The organism is Neisseria subflava (assembly GCF_003044645.1).
GTDB classification, from domain to species: domain Bacteria; phylum Pseudomonadota; class Gammaproteobacteria; order Burkholderiales; family Neisseriaceae; genus Neisseria; species Neisseria subflava_B.
In genome coordinates, this window is record NZ_POXL01000009.1 from 1 (window position 1) to 22239 (window position 22239).

Annotated in this window: 18 protein-coding genes, 1 tRNA gene and 1 riboswitch; of the genes, 9 read left to right on the forward strand and 10 right to left on the reverse strand. The window is 48.5% G+C overall.

What is annotated here, in order from left to right; translation table 11 throughout:
* Positions 1-231: 231 nt before the first annotated feature.
* Together DBY97_RS09840 and DBY97_RS09845 are read left to right on the forward strand one after the other, a co-directional pair.
* Positions 232-519, forward strand: a complete 288-nt coding sequence (locus tag DBY97_RS09840) for a ComEA family DNA-binding protein (protein ID WP_107858216.1) — start codon at positions 232-234, stop codon at positions 517-519.
* Positions 520-710: 191 nt separating this feature from the next.
* Positions 711-1205, forward strand: a complete 495-nt coding sequence (locus DBY97_RS09845) for a type IV pilin protein (protein WP_234394552.1) — start codon at positions 711-713, stop codon at positions 1203-1205.
* 71 nt (positions 1206-1276) lie between these two features.
* Here the strand turns inward: DBY97_RS09845 and DBY97_RS09850 are convergent, their stop codons facing one another.
* The 6 genes from DBY97_RS09850 to metK all read right to left on the reverse strand — a co-directional run bounded on the left by DBY97_RS09850 (position 1277) and on the right by metK (position 7220).
* On the reverse strand, positions 1277-2101 hold the full coding sequence (locus DBY97_RS09850; RefSeq protein ID WP_107858217.1) for an undecaprenyl-diphosphate phosphatase: 825 nt from the start codon (positions 2099-2101) through the stop codon (positions 1277-1279).
* 44 nt (positions 2102-2145) lie between these two features.
* On the reverse strand, positions 2146-2787 hold the full coding sequence (locus DBY97_RS09855; RefSeq protein ID WP_107858285.1) for a thiol:disulfide interchange protein DsbA/DsbL: 642 nt from the start codon (positions 2785-2787) through the stop codon (positions 2146-2148).
* Between the two features lie 11 nt (positions 2788-2798).
* Complete coding sequence (locus DBY97_RS09860; protein ID WP_107858218.1) at positions 2799-3956, reverse strand: SPOR domain-containing protein; 1158 nt, start codon at positions 3954-3956, stop codon at positions 2799-2801.
* Between the two features lie 154 nt (positions 3957-4110).
* Positions 4111-5607 (reverse strand): YifB family Mg chelatase-like AAA ATPase, encoded by a 1497-nt coding sequence (locus DBY97_RS09865; protein WP_107858219.1) that lies wholly within the window; start codon positions 5605-5607, stop codon positions 4111-4113.
* A gap of 13 nt (positions 5608-5620) precedes the next feature.
* Complete coding sequence (locus DBY97_RS09870; protein WP_107858220.1) at positions 5621-5941, reverse strand: accessory factor UbiK family protein; 321 nt, start codon at positions 5939-5941, stop codon at positions 5621-5623.
* Positions 5942-6050: 109 nt separating this feature from the next.
* Positions 6051-7220 (reverse strand): methionine adenosyltransferase, encoded by a 1170-nt coding sequence (gene metK, locus DBY97_RS09875; protein WP_070583688.1) that lies wholly within the window; start codon positions 7218-7220, stop codon positions 6051-6053.
* Positions 7221-7393: 173 nt separating this feature from the next.
* A riboswitch (SAM-I-IV-variant riboswitch) is annotated at positions 7394-7504 on the reverse strand.
* Positions 7505-7751: 247 nt separating this feature from the next.
* Between metK and DBY97_RS09880 the strand changes: the two genes are divergently transcribed.
* The 3 genes from DBY97_RS09880 to DBY97_RS09885 all read left to right on the forward strand — a co-directional run bounded on the left by DBY97_RS09880 (position 7752) and on the right by DBY97_RS09885 (position 9514).
* Positions 7752-7949 (forward strand): hypothetical protein, encoded by a 198-nt coding sequence (locus DBY97_RS09880; protein WP_107858221.1) that lies wholly within the window; start codon positions 7752-7754, stop codon positions 7947-7949.
* 67 nt (positions 7950-8016) lie between these two features.
* Positions 8017-8478 (forward strand): hypothetical protein, encoded by a 462-nt coding sequence (locus DBY97_RS11400; RefSeq protein WP_159069491.1) that lies wholly within the window; start codon positions 8017-8019, stop codon positions 8476-8478.
* 154 nt (positions 8479-8632) lie between these two features.
* Positions 8633-9514 carry a lysophospholipid acyltransferase family protein gene (locus tag DBY97_RS09885; RefSeq protein WP_070713395.1) on the forward strand — a complete coding sequence of 294 codons (882 nt, stop codon included), beginning with the start codon at positions 8633-8635 and terminating at the stop codon, positions 9512-9514.
* 48 nt (positions 9515-9562) lie between these two features.
* Here DBY97_RS09885 and DBY97_RS09890 read toward each other — a convergent pair.
* Positions 9563-9639, reverse strand: a tRNA-Pro gene (locus DBY97_RS09890).
* 199 nt (positions 9640-9838) lie between these two features.
* On the opposite strand from DBY97_RS09890, the gene recC reads away from it, so the two are divergent.
* Positions 9839-13138: an exodeoxyribonuclease V subunit gamma gene (gene recC, locus DBY97_RS09895; protein WP_107858222.1), complete on the forward strand. Its 3300-nt coding sequence runs from the start codon at positions 9839-9841 to the stop codon at positions 13136-13138.
* A gap of 3 nt (positions 13139-13141) precedes the next feature.
* Positions 13142-13648: a thioredoxin family protein gene (locus DBY97_RS09900; RefSeq protein ID WP_107858223.1), complete on the forward strand. Its 507-nt coding sequence runs from the start codon at positions 13142-13144 to the stop codon at positions 13646-13648.
* Between the two features lie 114 nt (positions 13649-13762).
* On the opposite strand, the gene lapB is transcribed toward DBY97_RS09900, so the two are convergent.
* Both lapB and DBY97_RS09910 read right to left on the reverse strand, forming a co-directional pair.
* Positions 13763-14932, reverse strand: coding sequence for a lipopolysaccharide assembly protein LapB (lapB, locus tag DBY97_RS09905; protein WP_063076142.1), 1170 nt, complete (start codon positions 14930-14932; stop codon positions 13763-13765).
* A gap of 25 nt (positions 14933-14957) precedes the next feature.
* On the reverse strand, positions 14958-15281 hold the full coding sequence (locus DBY97_RS09910) for a LapA family protein (protein ID WP_107858224.1): 324 nt from the start codon (positions 15279-15281) through the stop codon (positions 14958-14960).
* Positions 15282-15494: 213 nt separating this feature from the next.
* Here DBY97_RS09910 and ilvE point away from each other — a divergent pair, with 213 nt between their 5' ends.
* Positions 15495-16493, forward strand: coding sequence for a branched-chain-amino-acid transaminase (gene ilvE, locus DBY97_RS09915; RefSeq protein WP_070608070.1), 999 nt, complete (start codon positions 15495-15497; stop codon positions 16491-16493).
* A gap of 1077 nt (positions 16494-17570) precedes the next feature.
* Positions 17571-19811: a right-handed parallel beta-helix repeat-containing protein gene (locus tag DBY97_RS09925; protein ID WP_107858286.1), complete on the forward strand. Its 2241-nt coding sequence runs from the start codon at positions 17571-17573 to the stop codon at positions 19809-19811.
* Between the two features lie 92 nt (positions 19812-19903).
* Here DBY97_RS09925 and metE read toward each other — a convergent pair whose 3' ends face one another.
* Positions 19904-22180 carry a 5-methyltetrahydropteroyltriglutamate--homocysteine S-methyltransferase gene (gene metE, locus DBY97_RS09930; protein WP_107858226.1) on the reverse strand — a complete coding sequence of 759 codons (2277 nt, stop codon included), beginning with the start codon at positions 22178-22180 and terminating at the stop codon, positions 19904-19906.
* Between the last annotated feature and the right edge of the window lie 59 nt (positions 22181-22239).

Here is a 22239-nt window from a genome sequence, read left to right on the forward strand (position 1 = left end):
GTATTTGAATTATGTATGGTTACCCTGTTGTTATTCTTGAACAAAAGTACCGAAAGTTACGGTTAACCGTTTGGAATGTTTGAAATCGAACGTTATTTGCGTTATTATGTCGTATGCATTTATATGGAATAGGGCCGTGTTCTACTGTCGTGTGGCAGTGTCTGCGGGGAAGTAAAACCGTCCTGCAGACGGCCCGGTTGATTCAATCCAATACGTTATAGGAAAACCTTGATGAAGAAATTTTTATTTGGTGTCTTTGCCGCCGTGTGTACGGCATTCTCTTTGGCTGCCGTGAACGTCAATACGGCCTCTTCTGCTGAACTGGAGGCATTGCCGGGTATCGGCCCGGCTAAGGCGAAATCGATTGTGGAATACCGTCAGAAGAACGGTGCGTTCAAATCGGTGGAGGAGCTGAAAAACGTGAAGGGCATCGGTGATGCGGTGCTGAACAAGTTGAAGGCGGAGGCGACGGTTTCTTCTGCCGCGCCTAAGGCCGCGCAGCCTGCCGTGAAAAAATAAGTCTGACGGACGTTTGTGCCGTATATGCCGCCCCGAGGCCGAACCGCTTGCCGGTTCGGGATGAAGGGCGGCTTTGTATGGGCAGTGGCAATGAGAGTTTGGACCAGTGGGGGCTTCTATTGGGTAAAGGGATGAACGGATAAGGTGCCTCTTGTTGGATAGGGATATAAAAGATAAAGGGAATTAAAGATATGCACTTAAAAACATTTGTTGGAAAACGGAATAGGGCAGCTGTACAGAGGGGCTACTCATTGGTACAGCTGTTGGTGGTGATGCTGTTGGTTTCGATCTTGGCAACGGCGGCCTTTACGGCCTATCGGGAATCAGTCCGCTCGGCCAACCTGCGTGCGGCTCATGCCGCGCTGCTGGAAAATGCGCGCTTTATGGAGCAGTTCTACACGAAAAAAGGCAGCTTTAAGCTGACGTCGACGAGGTGGCCGGAGTTGCCGGTGAAGGAGGCGGGCGGTTTCTGTATCAGGATGAGCGGTCAGGCTAAGGGCATCCTGGAGGGTAAGTTTACCCTGAAAGCGGTGGCGCTGGACAGGGAGGTGGAACCCAGGGTATTACGTTTGAACGAGTCGTTGACGGCGGTGGTGTGCGCGAAGATGAAGGTGAAGGGCAGCTGTACGGATGGTGAGGAGATATTTAGGGGCAATGATGCGGAGTGTAAGCCTTTTATGGGGTAGAAATCTGATCGAAAGGGAGGAGGCGGATAAAGAAAAAAGGACGTGCACAGGCACGTCTTTGGGGGGAGGGGCTATTCGCTCCAGCTGACTATACCTAGCATCCAAGTAAGGAGAATCAGACCACCGAATACGATGCGGTAGTAGGCAAAAGGAACATAGTTTTTACTGGAAACAAATTTCAGCAAAGCTTTTACTGCTAATAAACCGGCGATAAATGCTGCGATAAAGCCGATGGCAATTTGTCCGACATCTTGCAAGGTAAAGAGTTTGTAGTTTTTTAAGATGTCGTAACCTGTTGCCGCAATCATCATTGGTACAGCAAGGAAGAATGAAAATTCGGTAGCCGTTTTACGTTCTAATCCCCACAGCATACCGCCCATGATGGTACTGCCTGAACGTGATGTCCCAGGGATAAGGGCACAAATTTGGGCGCATCCTACAACAAATGCGTCAATTGGGCGCATATCATCGACATGGTTGACTTTAGGTTTGGCTGTTGTTTGGCGTTTTTCAACCCATAAAATGAAGAAGCCTCCCAGTACCAGCATGGTAGCAACGGTAATCGGGTTGAAAAGATGCAATTTAATTTGTTTACTGAATAAGAGGCCAACAATCGCAGCGGGGATGAATGCGATAAATAAATTCAGCACAAAGCGATTGGCTGTTCGCTCTTTGCCTAGTCCTTTTATGATATGGGTAAATCGTTGGCGATATTCGAATACGACGGCTAATACGGCACCGAGCTGGATGGCAATTTCGAATACTTTACCGTTACTTTGGAAATTCATTAAGTCGCCGAATACAATCAAGTGACCGGTACTGGAAATAGGGAGAAACTCGGTTAAACCTTCGATAATACCGAGAATAAGTGCTTTGAATAAAATCAGAATGTCCATAAGTTTTCAGACGGCCTTGAGGCCGTCTTTCTTTTGTTGATTAGTTAAAGTGGTTTCGAGGATTGTTCGCGGCGGACTTTGACGATGAGCTCGTCTATGGTTTTCATACCGGCTTTCCAGTCGCTACCATTGAAATTGACTTTGTATTTACCACCGACGATGACAGTTGGTGTGTTTTCAATTCGATAAGTTTCCGTCAATTGCTGCATTTTTGCAGCAGCCGATGCGGCAGCAGGACTGTTGTAGGCTTGAAGCAGTTTTTGACTGTCAAAACTTGTCTGTTTGCCGACCCATGATCGGAATACATTTGCATCAGCCAAGTTAATCTTCTGTTCGTGAACAGCTTTGAAGATGACTGGATTGGCCTGATATTTTAAATCTGAAAGATTGACGGCAGTGGCTACTTTGGCCAAGCCTAACATTTCAGGCATCCAAACGACGTGTTCTGTCCGTAAGGAAACATCTTTGGCAAAGGTTTTGCTGTGTTGCAACAAAACTGGATCGAGATGGTAACAATGGACGCAGAAGTAGCCGAAAAATTCTAGCACTTCAATTTTTCCGGCTTGCTGCTGCGGAATAGGGCGACTGAGAACAGTATAGTCCACGCCTTCGGTAGCAGCCTGCGCGCTCAGACTGAGCAGGCTCAGGCTGAGTGCGGCAATGGTTTGTTTTATACGCTGCTTCATCAGTGATTCCATTATTTGGTAGAACGAATCAAGCTGTTGATATTATGGCCTTGCAGGTTTTTTTGCAGTTTTACAGCGGCTTCCTGCGGCATGGTGTTACTTTGAACTCGGTAAATGGTTTTATCGCCGTTTTGCGATTCAACCACTTTGGAAGAAACACCTAAAATAGCCAATTTCGCACGTTGTGAATCTGCGCTGGAGCGGTCTGCATATGAACCAAGTTGCAGGAAGGCTTTTTTACCGCTGTTGGCAGCTGCTTCGGCTTTTTCTGTTGACTGTTTACTTGCAGTGTTGCTGCTTTCTTTGGTTGTAGAGGCATTTGCGGCTTTACGTGCTTTCTCGATGCTGCCGCTGTTGAGGATTTGCTCAGGTGTCGGCTTGTTTTGTTTTTTGGCTTCGGCTGCTTTTTTCTCAGCCAATTTGCGCTCGGCACGCTCTTTTTGTTTGTCGGTCAGTTGGTCGGCCGCTTTTTTATCTTTTGCAGTTTTATCAGCAGCTTCTTTTTCAGCTTTGGCTTTTTCTGCGCGTTTTTTTTCTAATTCGGCTTTTTTCTCGGCCAGTTTTTTCTTGGAGGCTTCTTTTTCTGCTTCCGCTTTTGCAGATTTTTCTTTGGCTTCACGTTCGGCTTTGTCGGTGGCAGTTTTGTCTGCTCTTTCTTTGGCTTCGCGTTCGGCTTTATCGGCGGCGGCTTTTTCAGCTTTTTCTTTAGCTTCGCGTTCGGCTTTTTCTGCTTCAGCTTTATCCGCTTTTTCTTTGGCCTCGCGATCGGCTTTTTCTGCTTCAGCTTTATCCGCTTTTTCTTTGGCCTCGCGATCGGCTTTTTCCTGAGCCTCTTTTTCTGCTTGTGCCGTTTTCTCTTCAGCTTCTTTGGCAGCCTTTTCAGCCTCTTCTTTAGCTTTGGCTTCTTTCTCTGCCGCTTCTTTTTCTGCTTTGGCTTTTTCTTCATCTGCTTGGGTAGATGAAGTGTCGGTAGCTGGGCGTTTCTCTGCTTTGTCCTGAGGTTTCAGGATTTCAGGTTCTTCGCTTTGTTTAGGCTGAGTCAGCTCTTTGAAAACGTTTTGGTTGCCTTGGTTCAAGAAGAACAAAATACCGGCAATAATACCTGTTGCCAGTATCAGGCCGAAAAAGAAACCGGCCAAGCCTTTACCATATTGTGTAGATTTTTTCATGACTTACCTTGTAATAATGTGTTCAGACGGCCTGAAAGGAGACTGTCTGAGTTTGGATTCGATATTTTATCAATAACCGTTATAGACGGCAAAATCCTGATGCTTTGTTTACTCTAGTTTTACTTAAACATAAAGATTCAGGCCGTCTGAAAAGTTAAAGAGCGCGACGGAAGCCGATGGCTTTCATCACATGGGTTTTGCTGACTTCTTCGTCCCCTGCCAAATCGGCCAACGTACGGGCAACTCGCATGATGCGGTGAAAACTTCGTGCGGAAAGGGACAGTTTTTCAAGCATGGTTCCTAAGGCTTCTTGCGCTTCTTTTTGGATGCGGGCTTTGCCATCGAGCTCGCCGACACTCAGTTCTGCATTGACTTTGCCTTGTCGGTTGTATTGGATTTTGCGTGCGGCGGTAACGCGTTTCAATACGGCGGCACTGGATTCGCCTGCTTCTTGTTGCATCAACTCGGCAGCGGAAAGGCTGGGTACTTCGATGGTTAAATCAATACGGTCGAGCAATGGCCCTGAAATTTTGTTGCGGTAGCGGGCAACGCTTTCAGGCGTGCAGCGGCAAGGTTTGGATGGATGGCCAAGATAGCCGCAAGGGCAGGGGTTCATGGCGGCAACAAGTTGGAACTTGGCCGGATAAACAGCTTGGCGTGCGGCGCGGGAAATATGGATTTCGCCGTTTTCCAAAGGCTCGCGCAATACTTCTAATACTTTACGGTCAAACTCGGGCAATTCGTCTAAAAACAACACTCCGTGGTGTGCCAATGAGATTTCGCCCGGACGTGGGTCTGAACCGCCACCGACCATGGCAGCCGAGCTGGCGCTGTGATGAGGGCTGCGGAAAGGACGGTTACTGTCGAGTTGCTGTTGATGGTTGGGCAGGAGCGAACGCAATGCCCATACTTCGACCAATTCGTCTTCGGTCAAAGGCGGGAGGATACCGGGTAAACGTTGCGAAAGCATGGATTTGCCCGTGCCTGGAGGGCCCATCATCAGCAGGCTGTGTCCGCCTGCCGCTGCGATTTCCAAAGCAAGGCGGGCGGTATGTTGGCCTTTAACATCGGCTAAATCAGGAATTTTACTTTGTTCAGACGGCCTTTGCGTCAGCTTGCATTCAGTTTGTGTCAACGGTTCGATACCGTTTAAATGCGCGGCCAATTCGCCTAAAGAACGTGCGCCATAAACCGCGATACCGCGCATGACTGCAGCCTGTTCGGCATTTTCTTGCGGCAAGACGAACGAACGGCCGGCCTGCATTCCCTGCCATGCCATAGCCAGCGCGCCGCGTACAGGACGCAGCAGGCCGGATAGTGCCAATTCTCCGGCAAACTCATATTGTGCGAGCTTTTCTGGATTGATTTGTCCCGATGCGGCAAGAATGCCTAAGGCAATAGGCAAATCGAAACGGCCGGATTCTTTTGGGAGGTCGGCCGGTGCGAGGTTGACGGTAATTTTCTTGGCGGGAAAGTCGAAGCCGCTTTGGATGATGGCGGCACGTACACGGTCGCGGCTTTCTTTGACTTCAGTATCGGGCAAACCGACGATATTGAAATGTGGCAAGCCGTTGGCAAGGTGGGCTTCCACTTCGACCAACGGCGCATTCATGCCGCTTAAGGCGCGGCTGTAAACCAAAGCAAGCGACATGCTTCAGACGGCCTTATTCGGCAGCTTCGGTTTGTTGTTTGATTTCGGCAACAGCTTCTTCAGCAGCGGCTTTGGCCGCTTTCAAGGCCACTTCTTCAGGCTCTTGAGCGGCTTCGAGTTTGGCCAAACGGGCTTCCAATTCGGCCAGTTTGGTACGGGTTTTAATCAAAACCTGTTGTTGGATGTCGAATTCTTCGCGGGTCACCAAATCCATGCGGTTGAACGCGCTGCCGAGCATGGCTTTAACGTTTTTCTCCATGTCTTTGGCAGGGCTGTTGGCGATGGTTTCGCTGATTTTGGAGCTGACTTCTTCAAAAAGTTGTTTGCCGAACATAATCCGTATCCTTTATTCAGAATGTATATAGAAATTCAAGTGGCTATTGTATAAGGAAAAAGGCCGTCTGAAAACGTTTTGCTTTTCAGACGGCCTAAAATGCGGAAGTTTACACGCCTGCGGCTGCTTTTAATGCGGCTGCTTTATCGGTGCGCTCCCAAGTAAATTCAGGCTCCTCGCGGCCGAAGTGGCCGTAGGCGGCGGATTTTCCGTAAATCGGGCGCAGCAGGTCGAGCATTTGGACGATGCCTTTAGGACGTAGATCGAAATGTTCGCGAACCAAGGCGATCAGTTTTTCTTCGCTGATTTTGCCGGTACCGAAAGTATCGATGGAAATCGAAGTCGGTTCGGCAACGCCGATGGCGTAGGAAACCTGAATCTGACATTGGGTTGCCAAACCGGCGGCGACGATGTTTTTTGCAACATAACGGCAGGCGTAAGCGGCGGAACGGTCCACTTTGGACGGGTCTTTGCCGGAGAATGCGCCGCCGCCGTGCGGAGCTGCGCCGCCGTAGGTATCGACGATGATTTTACGGCCGGTCAAACCGCAGTCGCCTTGCGGGCCGCCGATAACGAAGCGGCCGGTCGGGTTGATCAGGTATTTGGTTTCGTCAGTCAGCAGTTCAGACGGCAGAACCGGTTTGATGATGTGTTCGATCACGGCGTTTTTCAGCTCTTCGTAACCGATAGACGGATCGTGCTGGGTAGACAGGACGACGGTGTCGATGCGTTTTACTTTGCCGGTTTCGCTGTCGTAAACCACGGTCAGTTGCGCTTTGGCATCAGGGCGCAGCCAAGGCAGGCGGCCGTCTTTGCGCAATTCGCTTTGGCGTTGCATCAGGCGGTGGCTGTAATAGATGGCAAACGGCATCAGGGTAGGGGTTTCGTCGCAGGCATAGCCGAACATCAAACCTTGGTCGCCCGCGCCTTGGTTCAAGTCGATGCCTTCGCCTTCGTTCACGCCTTGGGCAATGTCCGGAGATTGTTGGTCGTAGTACACGCCGACTGCGCAGCCGTTGGCGTCAAAGCCCAGCTCGGAGGAGTTGTAGCCGATGCGTTTGATGGTCTCGCGGGCGACTTTGATGTAGTCCACTTGGGCAGTAGTAGTAATTTCGCCTGCCAATACGCACAAGCCTGTGTTGACCAAGGTTTCAGCGGCGACACGCGCTTTGGGGTCTTGCGCCAAGATGGCATCCAAAATCGCATCGGATACTTGGTCGGCAACTTTATCCGGATGGCCTTCGGATACCGATTCGGAAGTAAACAGATATTCGCTCATTGCTATTCTTTCATTAAAAACAGGCTGCTGTGTTTTCAGACGGCCTTTTATTTCGGACAGCGGAAATCATAACAAAAACTCCGCTTTTTCTCTATACAAGTGAGAAACATTCGCACTTGTCTGCTGTTTCGGAATCCTGTTGCGCGTTTCTTACAGGCAAAAAAATTCCCGCATTAAGCGGGTTTGGATTGCTCTGGCGAGCCACATCGGTTTTTCAACCGTCCACCTTACCTTTCCGTTTGAAAAGCAGGTTGGCATGGAATTCCCAACTCTTAATGCAGCGCGGATAGTAGCAGAAAAGCGGGTGTGCCGCAATATATTTGCCCGAAGTCTGTTTTGTTACCTTCCTTTTGCAAAAAAGAACTTTTAGTATTAAACTTCTAGAATGAAATAATTCCTTTATTTCACATAAAGAACGTACTTATTTACATAAAATAGTTCAGCATTCGCGCGTATATACATTTATGCTTTTATATGTGCATTTGTACAATTTAGTGAATAGGAAGAAAAAAGTTTTGAAAAGGATAAATCATGAGCAATAGACAAAAGAAACGTAATCCTCATGCGTATAGCTATGTCGATAAACGACCAGCTACTAAGCATCGAAATAATTTACAACGATATGAACAGGATAATGACAATTATGTCATTCTCCAAAGGGATCCCTTTGAAATTGTAATGGGGCTATGTGCTATTGCTTTCATGGCTATTTTATTTTTCCTAGCTTAATTTTTTGCCTTTCATATATTAAATGCTATGCGTTATCGCAGTATTTTTTATTTGAGAGGAAATTCTTGTGGAAGATATGTACACCAAAAAAACCGATGCTCCTAGAGCTAATAACGTAAAAAAAATTAACTCGAAACCTTTTAATAGGTTCAGTACATTTATATCGTTATTGATTATTGTAGTAGCTTTTTGTATGGTGATCTTACCTAAAAAAACAATTAAGGTTGAAAACAAGACTGGAATACCAGCCTCGTCTTTACCTTATGAATTTGCAGGTAACGGTTGGAAGTCATATTTAAAACTTACTTTTACATCAACAGGTCCTAGAATAGAAAGAACGATTTTTTCACCACAAGGTGAAAGAAGTTTTGCTTTTTTCATAGGAACGTATTGTGGAAGCAATGTTTGTTTTTATGATCAAGAAACAGATTCTGACGTAGTAATCAGCCGTATTGATGATAAATCAATACAGTATGATGCATCTTTCAGAAAAAAAGGAGAAAAACAAACTCTTGTTTTTTCTCATTAACCACCTAAAGAAGCCTTCGGGCTTCTTTTTTTTGGCTAAGCTTTTATATATGTCATCAATCTGAGTCATAATTTCCAGTGATTTTGATAAAATCAAAATCACCCAGACGGCCTGTTTCGTTTACAATCTGTCCACTTCATTTTGGTAAAACCTTATGCAAACGCTTGTTACCTTTGTTTTTAAATTTTTGGCCGCGCTACCTTTGGCTTGGTTGCACAAATTAGGCAACCTGCTCGGCGGTTTGGGTTTCCGCTTGCTGTCGAAAGATCGCCGAAGGGTATTCGAGAACATGAAACTTGCCGGATTGAACCCGACGGACGAGGCGGTGAAAAAAGTTTTCCGTGAAACGGCAAAAGGCGGCTTGGAATTGCCGGTGGCGTTTTTCAGACGGCCTGAGGAAATTGAAAACCTGTTTGTCAGCGTCAACGGTTGGGAACATGTTCAGACGGCCTTGAGTGCGGGCGAGGGTTTGCTGTTTATCACGCCGCACATCGGCAGCTATGACTTGGCCGGCCGCTACATCAGCCAGCAACTGCCGTTTCCGCTGACGGCGATGTACAAGCCGCCGAAAATCAAGGCATTTGATGCGGTAATGCAGGCAGGGCGCGTACGCGGTAAAGGCAAGACTGCGCCGACCAGTATTCAGGGCGTCAAACAAATCATTAAGGCCCTGCGCGGCGGCGAAGCGACTATTGTGTTGCCGGACCATGTACCGTCTCCCGAAGAAGGCGGCGACGGCGTGTGGGTGGACTTTTTCGGCAAACCTGCCTACACCATGACGTTGGCGGGTAAGCTGGCGCAAGTCAAAGGCGTGAAGGCTTTGTTTTTCTGCGGCGAGCGTCTGCCCGACGGTAAAGGCTTTGTCTTGCACATCGAGCCTTTGCGCGGGGAGTTGAACGGCGATAAGGAGAACGACGCGCGCGTGATCAATGAAAATACCGAATATTGGATACGCCGTTTTCCGGAACAATATTTGTTTATGTACAACCGCTACAAACATCCCGAAGGCGCGCCTTTCCCTCCGCCGGAAGTATAGGCTTGCCGAATGTAAAAAACCTGCTTGGATTCAAGCAGGTTTTGTATTTGGTCGGAATGAGAGGATTCGAACCTCCGACCCCTTCGTCCCGAACGAAGTGCGCTACCGGGCTGCGCTACATTCCGAATGTGGGAAATTATAGGATAGGAGAAGCCGGTTTGTACAGAGGTCGATAAATAATTAATAATTGGCTGCCGATGGGTTTGTTTTAGGCCGTCTGAAGCGATGTGTTTCAGACGGCCTGTGTTTTTGTTTGCCGCTTCTGCTGAAGCATTTGTCCTAATGGCATTATAATGTGGGCAATTGTTTTTTAGATTGTCTGCTATGTTTTATCTTTATCAATCCGACCGTTTGGAATCGCTTGCCGAAATGTGCGCGCGTATTCATCAGGCTTCGCCCTTGGATTCTGTATTGGCTCAGGAAGAAGTAGTGGTGCAGAGCCAGGGGATGCGGCGTTATCTGAATGTGTTTTTCGCGCGCGAACTCGGCGTGGCGGCGAATTTGAAGTTCAGCCTGCCTGCCGGTTTGGCGTGGCAACTGATGCGCAAATTGGTTCCCGATGTGCCGCCGCTCAGTCCGTTTTCGCCTGAAGTCATGCGTTGGCGTTTGCTGGATTTGTTCCGCAGCGAAGCGTTTCAGACGGCCCCGGAATACGAAAACGTGCGCCTGAAGCTGGAAAGTTATTTGCACAGCTCGGCATCGGCGGATTATCAGCTTGCCGGACAGATGGCGGATATTTTCGACCAATATTTGGTGTACCGGCCGGATTGGATTGATGCGTGGCAGGCTGGGAAACTACTGGGTTTGGGCGATGATGAGGATTGGCAGGCGCGGCTGTGGCGTTATTTGGACGATGGCAGCCAATCTGCGCCGCACCGCGTGGCCTTGTGGGAAAAGCTGTTGGCGCAGTTGGATAAATCGGTCTTGCCGCAAAGGTTGTTCGTATTCGGCATTTCGACAATGGCGCCGATGTATCTGCAACTCTTGCACCAAATTTCCAAGCATTGCGATGTGTTTGTGTTTGCGCTCAACCCGAGCAGCCAATATTGGGGTGAGGTTATCGATGAGGTGCAGATTTTGAAAAGGGGCGATGAGGCGGATTTGTCGCAGGCAGGACATCCGCTGTTGGCTTCTTTGGGCAAGCAGGGGCGTGATTTCTTTGATTTTCTGGCGGAAGTGGAAACCGAGCAGGATATTCAGGTTTATGAAGATGGAAAAGACGATACCTTGTTGCATTGCCTGCAAAACGATATCCAAAAATTAATCATGCCGTCTGAACGCTTATATCAACAGGAAGAAGGCGAAGCAGGCGCGCAATCGGCTTTGGTTCAGGTTCACGATGCGGGCGGTAATCCAGTGTGTGTCGAGCCGGACAAATTGTTGAATGACGGCTCCATCAAAATCGTTGCAGCACACAGCCCTTTGCGCGAATTGCAGATTTTGAAAGAAGAGCTGTCGCTGGTGTTGCAAAAAAATCCCGACTGGCAGCCGCACGATATTGCCGTGTTGACGCCGAACATCGAGCCGTACAGCCCGTTTATTGAAGCCGTTTTCGGACAGGAGCAGGCAGGCAGCCAGGCTTTGCCGTATTCGATTTCGGATGTGAAGCTCAGCCGCTGCCAGCCGTTGCTGTACGCTTTGGCGCAAACTTTGGACTTGCTGGAAAGCCGGTTTGAAGTGGACAAGGTTTTGCCTTTGCTGGAAAGCCGGTTGGTGCTGCAACGCTTCGGTTTGAGCGAGGAAGATGTGCCGCTGCTGCATGAGACTGTTGCCGGATTGAATGTGCATTGGGGTTTGGACCAAACCATGCGCGAGGGCAAAGACAACCTCTTTACTTGGCAGCAGGCAGTAGAGCGTTTGGCCTTGGGCTGGATGCTGCCCGAAGGAGGTAACGGCATGTGGCAGGGCGTGAGCGCGTGGCATAGCAATGTCAACCAGTTGGACGTGTTCAGCGGTTTTGCCGAATTTATCCGCACTTTGGCCGATATGGCGGCGCAATGGCAAGAGCCTGCCAATGTGGAAAACTGGGTACAACGTTGCCGTGATTTGCTGGAGAAACTGTTTGCTCCGGATACGGACGACCAATACGCTAAGCAGCAGTTTGAGCAGTCTTTGGCGAAATGGCAGGAAGAGGCGCAGTTGGCCGGATTTGACGGATTGTTGCCGTGTAAAACCGTTATCCGCCATATCCGCCGCTTTTTGGACAGTGAAAGCCAAGCCGGATTTTTGAGCGGCGGCATCACTTTTTGCAGTATGGTGCCGATGCGCAGCCTGCCGTTTAAAATGGTTTGTCTGTTGGGTTTGAATGACGGCGATTTTCCGCGCAATACCAAAGCGGCGGTGTTTGACCTGATTGCCAAACATCCGAAAAAAGGCGACCGCGCCCGCCGCGACGACGACCGTTATCTCTTCCTCGAAGCCTTAATCAGCGCCCGCGAAATGCTGTATTTGTCTTATATCGGCCGCGATATACGCAATGATGCCGAGTTCGCGCCCTCTTCGTTAATCAGCGAGCTGCTGGATACCATTGCTGCCATGACGGGGAAAAGCGGGCGCGAGTTGTCGGAGAAATGGGTGAAACATCATCCTTTGCAGGCATTTTCGCGCCGTTATTTCCAAAAGGATGCGCTTTCAGACGGCCTCTTCAGTACGCGCCAAGATTACGCCGATGCGTTGAATCAACCGCAAGCGGAAGCGCAGCCGTTTTTCCTTGAGGCCTTAAGTCAGGAAGAGCCGGGCAAAACCATTCATCAAGGCGAGCTTATCAGTTTTTGGCGCAACCCTGTCAAAGTTTGGCTGAAGAAAAATTTAAGCTGGGATCAGCCGTATCTGGACGGCGCATGGGAGTCTGCTGAACCGTTTGAGCCGCAACATGAGGGTCGGATTGCCGATGCCTATTTGGATGCGCGGCGCAAAGGGGAAGATTTTGAAGATACGGCCATTCGGCTGAATGCCGAAAGCCTGATGCCGGTAGGCGAATTGGGCGGTTTATGGCAGAAGCAGTATCAGATATCTGCGAAAAACGTAGATGCCGAGCTGATATGCAGTAACAAAAGGCCGTCTGAACCTTATGAGGCACACTTTGACGACTTGGTTTTACAAGGCACCATCGGCAATCTTTACGAATGCGGCCGCATTGTGTTCCTAAATCAAAAAGACAATGCGCCCAACCGCATTGCCCGTTTATTGGAGCATTTGATTTTTTGTGCCGTCGCCCCTAAATCCGTTGCAAACCGACAAACCTATATTGTCAGCTTGGGGCAGACCGAAACCTATGCCGCCATCGGGCAAGAGGCCGCGAGGGGGCTTTTGAAAGAATGGTTGGTATATTTCCGAATCGGACAAAATACCCCCTTGCCGTTTTTCGCCAAAACCAGCCTTGCCGCTGCGGAGGAGTACAGCAAAAAAGAGGATTGGGATGCTGCCTTGAGAAAAGCCTATGAGGTTTTTAACGGCAACAAAATGAGCAAAGGGCAGAAGGAATATACCGAAGTGAAGCTGGTGTTTGGCCATTCGGAAGAATCGCCGCTTGATGAGCCGCTATTTGAAAACCTCGTCGTCAATCTGCTTGTTCCGCTTTTGACCGGCGTGGCAGGAAAAACCGATACAACAGAACAGGAGTAAAGCATGGCCGCTTATGCAGAATATTTGGATTTTGATACTGAAGAAGACAAATTGAAACAGCAGCAGCTCTATCAGGCGACCGAGCTGTCGGCGCAAACGGTGGCGGCGGTCAAAAAGATCGGCCGTCCGCAAAACTGGCTGCTTGCCGCTGCGCCGTATTGCCCTGATTGCCGCGTGTTTGTGCCGTTTATTCAAAAAATGGCGGAGTTAAACCCCAATATCCGCGTCAACTATATTGCCCGCAACGATTTTGACGACAGCAGCCGTTTCGATAATCCGCGCCAACAGGAAATCGTCCGTACCAATCAAAAAATCCCTGCGCTGTTTTTGATGGGTCATGAAGAAGCCGGGCCTGTGTTTAACGAATTTCCGCAAGTGGTATTGAACCAAATTGCGGCAGATGAAACCCGTCGCACGGAATTGCGCGATGCATACCGTGCCGGCGAATTTAATGCCGATATTGAGGCTCAGATTGTAGCGGCATTGGCATGGGCAGAGCAGCGTTGTTGAGCAAACATTGCTGGTGTGTGCGCCTATGTTTTGAGCTGTTTTGATATTTTGCTTCGTAATAAAAAGGCCGTCTGAAAAGATTTCAGACGGCCTTTTTTGATACTTAACGCTTTATCAAATCTCGATTTTATTCGGCGTAAAGGTTTGCCATTTGTTGCAGGCTGGGCAGTGCCAGAAGAAGACTTGGGATTTGAAGTGGCAGTTGCGACAGCGGTACATGACGCTTTTTTGCAGCTGGCGGCCGATAATGGAACGAATCATATCGGCATCGGCTTTCCACTCCGGATTCATATTGCTGAGTTTCAAACCAAGCAGGCGGTACACGCCGTTGAGATCGGGTTTTTGGCGGACGAGTTCGACAGCGATTTGCGCCGCTTCGGTTTCGCCTTTGAGCAGCAGGGCCTTCTCGTAGATGACGTTGATTAGGTCAAGATCGGGGAAGGTTTGCATATAGCCGATGAGGCGGTTGAGGCCTTCTTCCTGTTTGCCTTGTGCGGCATAGGCTTCATAGAGTTTCTCGCCCACCATGCTCAAATAGGCATGGTTTTGCTGCTCGATGGCGGAATACGCTTCTACTGCGGCAGGGAAATTGCCCTGACGGTATTCGATGTCGCCAAGGATGATGTTGGCGCGCGTACATTTTTTGTTGGCTTCGAGTGCTTTGCCGATGTTGTAGCGAGCAGCATCGAAGTTGGACTTGAACAGCGCAGCTTGGGCGATTTCGCAATAGAACTGGGCGATTTCAAACTGGTAGGTCTGTTCGTCATGGCTCAAGAGCTGCGCCATCTCGATGGCTTTTTCCCAGTCGCGGTCTTGTTGGTAGATGCTCAAAAGGTGTTGGCGGGCTTCGCGTGCCATATCGCCTTCCTGCAAACCGAGGAAGATTTGTTCGGCACGATCCACTAAGCCTGCGCTTTGGTAGTTTTGCGCCAATTCAAAAAGCACGCGCGCGCGTTTTTCGTTGACTGTGTCGGGAGAATCGAGCAGGGCGCGGTGCATATTGATGGCTTTGTCGTTTTCGCCGCGTTGGCGGTAGAGCTTGCCTAAGGTCAGATTCAAATCGTATGACTGCGGCTGCTGGTCGATCACTTCCGCCAATTCGCGCGCGGCGCGGCCGCTGTTGCGGTCAACGAGGGCGTCAAGGCTTTTGTAAAACCCTGCCGGTATGCTTTTGGCCTGTTTCAGGACGGTCTTCATATCGACGCGCGCGGCAAACCAGCCCATAGCGAAGAAAACGGGGAGGAGGACGATGGGCAGTAAGATGACCCACAATTCGTTGTCCATGGTATTCCTTTATTGATTGGTGGCGTTACGCTTTGGGAGTGGCTTTGGAAGTCGTTGCCGGTGTTTCGGTTTTGACCGGAGTCAGGTCTTTTTCGGAAAGGTGGGCATGTTTTTTTACTTCGGCGCGCAGGCGGTTGTTTTCGCTGCGCAGGGACAACAGACGGCCGAAGAGGGCAAACATACCGAATACGATGCCGATAATAAATGCACCGAAAAGCACGACAATCAGCGGCAGATTGATGTTTTGGCCGGGCAGGTAGAAGAAGGATACGGTGTGGGTATTGGTGATGGCCAGCAGGAGGAAAACAAGAAGAATCAGGATTTTGATGATGGTAGAGATGAGTTTCATGGGTTACTCCGGGTTGGCTGCGGTTGGGGCAGGCCGTCTGAAAAATGGTATCAGTTTAAACGATTTGCCGGATTTCGGATAGGACGGCATGTTTCAGACGACATGGGAAGGGTATCTTTAATGCTGACGGGTACTTGTCAAACCCATATTGAAAGGCGTATTGTTCAGTCTTTAGTTATTATCTTACAAATCAGAATAAGAAAGGCAATCATCATGAGCAGACCAGTCCCAGCCGTATTCGGCAGCGTTTTTCACGCTGAAATGCCCGTTATCGCTTATCGTGAAGGTAAATGGCAACCGGTAGAATGGCAATCTTCCAAAGACCTGACACTCGCCCCCGGCGCACATGCTTTGCATTACGGCAGCGAATGTTTTGAAGGTTTGAAGGCATTCCGTCAGGCAAACGGCAAAATCGTGATGTTCCGCCCGACCGCTAACATCGCGCGTATGCAGCAAAGCGCAGATATTCTGCACCTGCCTCGTCCTGAAACGGAAGCTTATTTGAATGCTTTGATCGAATTGGTCAAACGCTCTGCCGAGGAAATCCCTGATGCGCCTGCTGCGTTGTACCTGCGTCCGACTTTGATCGGTACCGACCCTGTGATCGGCAAAGCCGGTTCTCCTTCCGAAACAGCCTTGCTGTACATTTTGGCTTCTCCTGTCGGCGACTATTTCAAAGCCGGTTCGCCCGTTAAAATCTTGGTGGAAACCGAACATATCCGTTGCGCCCCACATATGGGTCGTGTGAAATGCGGCGGCAACTACGCTTCCGCCATGCCTTGGGTGTTGAAAGCTAAAGCCGAATATGGCGCAAACCAAGTGTTGTTCTGCCCGAATGGCGACGTTCAGGAAACCGGCGCGTCTAACTTTATCCTGATTAACGGCGATGAAATCATTACCAAACCGTTGACCGATGAATTCCTGCACGGCGTTACCCGTGATTCCGTGCTGACTGTTGCCAAAGATTTGGGATACACCGTTACCGAACGCAACTTTACCGTTGATGAGCTGAAAGCCGCGATTGAGAATGGTGCGGAAGCGATTCTGACTGGTACGGCTGCGGTTATTTCTCCGGTAACTTCTTTCGTGATTGATGGCAAAGAAATCGAAGTGAAGAGCCAAGAGCGCGGTTACGCAATCCGTAAGGCGATTACCGACATTCAATACGGTTTGACAGAAGACAAACACGGCTGGTTGGTCGAAGTTTGTTGAATAGAACGCATTTAATAAAAAAAGGCCGTCTGAAATATTTTTTCAGACGGCCTTTTTTATTGGTTTTTAGATGGTGAAAGCAATAAAAAAATACTAAATTTTGCAAATAAACGGTAGTATTTTGAGATAATCGGTATATAATGCGCAATTATGTTGTAAAAATACACATTGAAAATATCGAATTTTATTGATTTTTCGATGAAGTTAAAAACAATTATAGATATTTATTTTGTATATTTTGTAAATTTAGTTAAATTTGGAATGCTAAAAGCATATTGTGTTAGAATTCCCCTCCTTTTTGGCTTCGCGGGATTAACTCTGTCACGCCAAAAAAGAAAAACAATGCAAGATAAAACCATTTTTATTTTGCTATAAAAATCAAAAATAACTTAACTTTGGATGAACTAATCAATTAAAAAGGGACTCTGATACATTTCCGTCAAAAATAACCGGATACATGGTACGCGGACAGATTGCCTATAAAAGTCATCCAAGGGTTCTGTCTAAACACCATTACCGTTTCCAATCAGAAAACCGGCAGAAGGGGAAACGCTGCCGAGTTTCTCAAAGTGGCCAGCTTCAGTTTGGCCTTTATACAGGCAATTGCTGTTACGACAGAATCCGTCTTACCTCTTTAATCAATCGAACTTTTTTGTTGCACACTTGTGCGGTGGAAAAGGACGATATTCGATACAAGGAAATACGCTGATTATGTCACATAAACTTGCTCCTCTTGGCCGTACCCATATTCGTCAAGGCTCCTCAACTCCTGAAACCACTTCCAAATCATCTTCTCCTCTAAAAGAATGGATACACACCCAAAATTGGGGGGATAGTCCGTCGGTTTTTCCAGAACCCAAGCAATTAAGCGGTAAAAATACTGTAACGAGAGAAGTAGTGCATGTGGCGGAGGCAGCAAGATTTGATAGTTCTTCATCATCTTCAGACGGCCTTGTGACAAAAATGCATGTTGCACGGGCCAGCGTTGCTTCTGTAAGCAGCGTTTCCAGTAAACATATCATTGCGCCTAAAGTGGCGAGCAAACACGTTGTTTCAAAAGAACCAGTTAATCAATCGATGGAAAAAGTCCTGGCTGCAAGGCAAAAAGTTTACGAAGAAGCCAAAGCAAAAAAAATAGCCGAGGCTGCCGCCGCCAAAGCAAAGGCGGTCGAGCGCGCAAAAGAAGCGCATAAAGCGGCAGTCGAAAAAGCGATTGCAGAGCGTAAAGCCAAACAAGAAGCCGCCCGCAAAGAAAAAGAGGCGGAAGACAGAATTGCCGAAGAAAAAGAAACCGTTGAGATTGTCCATAAAAAGAATCTGAAGGATTCAGACGGCCATGACAAAATAGCGGGCGTTTCTTCCGGCAAAAAAGCAATCAATAGCCACGACGGACACCTCAGTTCGGGTAAAGCAAACAAAATTGACGACCATGCCGAAGGCAGGATAGGACTATCCGGAAAATACCGCGTGTATGAATCTAAAGAATACGGCAATTATGTTCGCGTGAATGATTTTGGTGCCGATGCACAGGGTAAAAAAGACAGCCTTCAGGCATTTAAAGCGGCCTTAGAGGCGGCTCATAAAGAAAAAGCCATGGTCTTCTTGGATGGCACCTACTATATTTCCAACCAGATTGTGATGGATAAAACTGTTTCCGGCGCGCGCGGTTTGTTTGGCTCGGGTATGGGCAAAACCAAAGTAACGTTTGATAAAGCGCAAACAGGCGTGTTCAATCCGGACACCAACCATGATGACATTCGCCAATTTGCCGGTATTTTGGTCGATGGACAAAACAATAAAATCATTGCCGATTTGTCGGTTCAATATACCAACCCTGATTTTTACCGCAAAGGCTTAAGCTATTTTGGCAAGGTAAACGGCATTTTGGTGAACGATGCGGACAATACTTTAATTAGCAAAGTAGAGGTTTCCGGTGCCAATCGTGCTGGTGTGATGTTTACCTCGACCGCTTCTTTGGAAACGGAAAAAGGCCATAAGCTGACCTTTAAAGAGCGCGTGCAAAGCGGCGAAATTGATGAAACATACGAAGTGCTGCCTTTGGGTGAAAACAACCGTATTGTCGATTCGTATCTGCACCACAACCGCGTTGCCGGTGCGCTGATTGGTTTCCAACAAAACTTTATCGGCGAGGGCAACCGTTTGGATTGGAATGGCCACGAAGCGGATGGAGGGACAGGCTACGGTATGGCCGTGGCTGCCGGCAGCTACAATTACGGCATCACATACCGTAAAAACACGACCGACCACAACTACCGCAAGGGTTTGGATGTGCACGATGGTACAGGCATTGTCATTGAAGACAATGTGTTAACGGGTGACCGGCTGTATGGTATTGTTGCCTACAACCGCCAGTTTTCTATGGATAAAGTCAAAATTACCGGCAATACCATTATCCAAGACCCGAGCTTCCGTTTGAACGTTGATGATGACTTGGGCAAGTACTACCACATGTATTCAGGGATTCAGGTGCAAACCAACACCCAGTACAAAGATTTGCACTCGGCTGACAAAGGCTATTTCGATATTAGCGATAATGTCATTAAAAATCTGACGGTTTATCAAAACAATATTCAGACCTACGCGATTGAGTTCCGTAACCATGAAAGCAAAATGGATTACACGCTCAATATGGCAAACAACAAGATCAGCGGCGAATCCACCAAATATCTGATTGCCGTCATCAACGATACTTACGATCACGTTTTATCTAAAAACGGCATTGGCAGCGGTACCATTACCATCAGCGGCAATGATGCCGATATCGGCAAGATCATGAAAGGCGCAGTACCGGTTTATGTGGAAGAACACCATGGTAATGTCGCTATGCATGGGGCGGTAACGATTCATAACAACAAAATTTCCGTGCGTGAAGAATCTGAAGGCTATGTTGAATTTGCTTATTTAAAGAGCAATGCCAAAGAGTACAACATCACCAATAACACATTGAAACTTGGTGGCGCTCTAAATGATGCTTTGGTAGACGTACACAGTACCAACCCTAAGGGTAAGGCATCTTTAAATGTGGCCAACAATAAAATCATGACGGACATTAAAGGCAAGTTGTATGATTCATGGCTGCGCTTTGAGAATGACATCAACACGTATTCTGAAGGCAATAGCCATAACGGCACAGCACTGAAAAAGGTGAATACGACCGGCAGTAAAGTGGCATTGAGCGATATCTTGTCAGAAGCCAACCATATTGTTGAAACGACTAAAGAGACTGTGTATCACCATACTCAGAACGTGTATACATCAGGAGTGGAAGAACATCATACAACGACAGGGATTTTGTAAGCTGTTGAAGTCGTAATCTTTATAGTTTAAATATCGATAAATAAAAAAAGGCCGTCTGAAAATTTTCAGACGGCCTTTTTATCTAACTCACATTATTTAGCCAGTTCGGCGCGCAGTTTGTGGGTTACGTTCATCATTACTTGGAGTTGTTCCAGAGTTTCTTTCCAGCCACGGGTTTTCAGGCCGCAGTCCGGGTTAACCCACAGACGTTCAACCGGTACAACCTCGATGGCTTTGCGCAACAGGTGCTCAACTTCAGCTTCAGTCGGTACGCGTGGGCTGTGGATGTCGTAAACGCCCGGGCCGATGTCGTTCGGGTATTTGAACTCGCCGAACGCGGTCAAGAGCTCCATATCGGAACGTGAAGTCTCAATGGTAATCACGTCAGCATCCATAGCGGCGATGGCCGGTAGGATGTCGTTGAACTCGGAGTAACACATATGAGTGTGGATTTGAGTGCTGTCTTCGCAACCGGTAGAGGACAGGCGGAAAGATTCGCCGGCCCAGTTCAGGTAAGCATCCCAATCGGCGCGTTTCAAAGGCAGACCTTCGCGGATGGCAGGTTCGTCAATTTGGATGACTTTGATGCCGGCTTTTTCCAGATCCAATACTTCGTCGTTCAGAGCCAGTGCGATTTGTTTGCACACGGTAGAACGTGGAATGTCGTTGCGGACGAAAGACCATTGCAGAATGGTTACAGGGCCGGTCAACATACCTTTCATCGGGCGTTTAGTCAGGCTTTGTGCGTAAGTAGACCAAGCCACGGTCATGGCTTCAGGACGGCTTACGTCACCGAAGATGATAGGTGGTTTAACGCAGCGTGAGCCGTAGCTTTGTACCCAGCCGTATTGGGTGAATGCAAAACCGCTCAACAATTCGCCGAAGTATTCAACCATGTCGTTACGCTCGGCTTCGCCGTGTACCAGTACGTCCAAGTCCAGTTTTTCTTGCTCTTCAACCACCAAGGCGATTTCTTTTTTCATCGCGGCTTCGTAATCGGCGGCAGACAGTTCGCCTTTTTTGAAGGCGGCGCGTGCTTGGCGGATTTCGGTAGTTTGCGGGAAAGAACCGATGTTGGTAGTCGGCAGCAGGGGCAGGTTCAACCATGCTTGTTGCGCTTTGATGCGGTCGGCAAACGGTGATTTGCGTTGGTCTGCGTTGGCAGGCAAATCGACAAGGCGTTTGGCAACGTCTGCACGGTGGATTTCGCTGCTGTTGGCACGGGAGTCGGCGGCAGCTTGGCTGGCGGCCAGTTCTTCGGCAACAGAGTCACGGCCTTCGTTCAATGCGGCTTTCAGAACGCGCAATTCTTGGGTTTTTTGCAGGGTGAATGCCAACCAAGAGTACAGGTCAGGTTTGTTGGCTTTCAGTTTTTCTTCAACTGACAAGTCAAATGGAGTGTGCAGCAGGGAGCAAGAGCTGGAGATCCACAAACGGTCGCCCAGTTTGGCTTGCAGAGGCTCGACAGTTTCCAAAACTTTGTTCAGGTTGGCGCGCCAAATATTGCGGCCGTCGATAACGCCGGCAGACAGAACTTTGTCGTAGTCGGCAAATGCGTCCAGTTGCTCAGGAGCGCGTACCAAGTCGATGTGCAGGCCGTCAACAGGCAGGGATTTCAGCAAGGCAGCGTGTTCGGCAACAGAACCGAAGTAAGTGCTCAACAAGATTTTGGCGTTTACTTTGCTCAAAGTGGCGTAAACGTCTTTGTAGGCTTCTACCCATTCTTTAGGCAGGTCGACAGCCAAAGCTGGCTCGTCGATTTGAATCCATTCGGCACCGGCTTCAACCAAAGCGTTCAGGATTTCAACGTAAACAGGCAACAGTTTAGGCAACAGGCTCAGACGGTCGAATTCGACAGCGCCTTTTTCTTTACCTACCCACAGGAAAGTCAATGGGCCGACGATGGTCGGTTTGGCTTTCAGGCCCAAAGCTTGGGCTTCTTGCAGTTGTTGAACGTAGTGTTTAGCGTTGGCTTTGAATTCGGTATCGGCGTGGAATTCAGGCACCAAGTAGTGGTAGTTGGTGTCGAACCATTTGGTCATTTCGATAGCGAATTGGTCTTTGTTACCGCGGGCCAGTTGGAAGAATTGTTCCAAAGACAGGTTTTGGCTGTCGAAGCCGAAGCGGGCAGGGATGGCACCGGTGGCAACTTGCAGGTCGAGGATGTGGTCGTAGAAAGTGAAATCGCCTACGGCAACGTAATCAGCGTTGGCAGCGGCTTGGTGTTTCCAGTTTTTCTCGCGCAAGTCTTTAGCAACAGCCAGCAATTCTTGCTCGCTGATTTCTTTGCGCCAGTATTTTTCTTGTGCGAATTTCAATTCGCGGAAGGCACCGACGCGCGGGAAGCCTGAAAAATGCAATGTTGTCATGTTAACTCTCCTAGTTGGAATTTTGAATCAGGCCGATATGGCCTGAATGTTCGATATTG